This window comes from Microcoleus harperi Pol14_C6 (assembly GCF_036701295.1).
In the GTDB taxonomy this organism is placed as follows: Bacteria; Cyanobacteriota; Cyanobacteriia; order Cyanobacteriales; family Microcoleaceae; genus Microcoleus.
The window spans coordinates 1-2079 of record NZ_JAUBQN010000105.1; the positions used below are offsets into that span (position 1 = coordinate 1).

General features: G+C 43.3%; 2 protein-coding genes. Both read right to left on the minus strand.

Going from position 1 to position 2079, the window contains the following annotated elements; all coding sequences use genetic code 11:
* Window positions 1-44: 44 nt before the first annotated feature.
* Window positions 45-1610, minus strand: a complete 1566-nt coding sequence (locus tag QUA27_RS27160; RefSeq protein ID WP_333072146.1) for a two-component system response regulator — start codon at window positions 1608-1610, stop codon at window positions 45-47.
* A gap of 1 nt (window position 1611) precedes the next feature.
* The gene (locus tag QUA27_RS27165; RefSeq protein ID WP_333072148.1) at window positions 1612-2001 is read right to left on the minus strand and encodes a hypothetical protein; all 390 of its coding nucleotides are present in this window, start codon (window positions 1999-2001) and stop codon (window positions 1612-1614) included.
* Between the last annotated feature and the right edge of the window lie 78 nt (window positions 2002-2079).

A 2079-nucleotide genomic window follows, 5' to 3' on the forward strand; every position in this document is an offset into this window, starting at 1 on the left:
CCGCTTTTATCAACAAGGTATGCGGGCTGCAACCCTTATACAGTCTATTTCGTAGACCTCTTTGTCACCCCCCCAGCTTCCCTGGATACTGTTTCCAAAATGCAGCTTTCAGTAATCTCTAGTTTTAGACAGTAACTTGGAAAGCCAGTCTGCTGCAAAATCTCCTCAATTCGATTGAGTAGGTTTACTTGCTTAAGCTGCACGGGGGAAAGATTGACATTAATCGCCAAAGGAGGTGTTTGGGGAAACTGTTGCTGCCAAATACTGATCTGGTGACAAGCTTCCCGCAAAACCCACCACCCTAGTTCATTGATCAAACCAGTTTCTTCCGCCACAGGGATAAACTCGGCAGGCGGGTAGATCGTCCCAGATGAGTGATGCCAGCGCACCAAAGCTTCAAAGCCACTCAGTTGCCCGGTAGAAAGCGAGACAATTGGCTGGTAGTGAACGCAAAATTCTTGTAGCGCGATCGCCCTTCTCAAGTCGTTCTCCAACTGCAAGCGCGTCATCGCCACAGTTTGCATCGCTGGAGCGAAAACTTCGTAACGCCCTCTGCCTTGAGCTTTAGCATAATACATTGCGAGATCCGCATCTCTAAGCACGTCTTGTGGGCGATCGTAACCCATTGTGCTAACGATAATTCCAATGCTGATCTCGGTAAAGACTTCATAATCATTCAAATTAAACGGCTGTCTTAATTGATTTTGGATGCGTTCAGCCACCCTGTTTGGTTCATCAATATCTTTAATATCTTCCAGCAAGATCACAAATTCATCTCCTCCAAACCGCGCAACTGCATCTGTATGGCGTAAACAAACTTGCAGTTGACGAGCAACGCTTTTTAGTAATTGATCTCCAACCAAATGTCCGAGGCTATCATTCACTACTTTAAAGCGATCTAGGTCAATAAATAGCACCGCATATAGATAATCTTCACGTCTGTATGACAAGTCGATCGCCTGTTGCAGCCGATTCATAAACCAAGCGCGGTTAGGCAACTCCGTTAGCGCATCGTGAAAAGCATCATGTCCTAATTTTTCTTCCCTTTCCAACAACTGAACTTGAGCTTGTTGAAGCTCATTGTAGGCTTTTCTAAGTTCAGCCATTTGAGAAGCCACCCGTTGCTCTAACTCAGAAGTGAGTTTCTGCAAGGCGGCTTCCGCCTCTTTTCGCCTTTCAATTTCCTGTTTTAGAACCACATTTTGCTCTTCCAGCGTCTTGGTCAAATTTCGCAGTCTCAGGTGTAGTTGCACGCGGGCTAGGACTTCCTCTTGCTGAAAGGGTTTGGTGATATAATCTACTGCCCCCATTGACAGACCTTTAACCTTATCCACGCGATCCGTAAGAGATGTCATAAAAATCACAGGGATATCTTTCGTTGCCACCGATGCTTTTAAGCGGTAGCAGGTTTCAAACCCATCTATCCCCGGCATCATCACATCTAACAATATGATATTTGGCGAAACTTCTTGTAACTTCTCAATAGCACTTTCCCCATCCTTAGCCACTAAAACCTTGAAGCCTGAATCCTTTAAAAAATCGAACAGAAGTTTTAGGTTATTCGGGTTATCGTCAACAATTAAAATTACATTGTCTTTTTGGTTGATCATTTTATTTCCCAAAATGTTTTTTTACAAAAGCTAGTAATTCTTTTTCTTCAAAATTTTTCGAAAATTGCAAGATTTTATTAGCAAAGGGTAGATAGTTGCAGTCTATCTGCTTTAGTCTATTGGCTTCCTGTTCAACCACTTCAATATCGCCGATCCGAGCTGCATTAAATAGCGCTACCAGCTCTGCTGATGGCGGTATTACAATATCACCACTGTGAACGTTTAATAAATCAGTGAAACCTTCCTGCTCTGCGTTCGCCAAATCCGCAGGTTGGTCGTAAATCCATTCTATTTGTAAGTATTTTTTTAATACTTCTAGCAAGTCTTCTACTTGGACAGGCTTTGACAGGAACTCGTTACAACCTGCTTCTTGGCTATTTTGCCGATCCAAGTTATATCAGGTTCGGATAATTAGTTATAATTAAGGGCAGCCGATTCACAGGGAGGCCAAACCCCCTATGCCAAAAAA

Bases quoted from the DNA above. Each gene is read 5' to 3' on its own strand.
- QUA27_RS27160 (WP_333072146.1), bottom strand. From the start codon at position 1,610: ATGATCAACCAAAAAGACAATGTAATTTTAATTGTTGACGATAACCCG.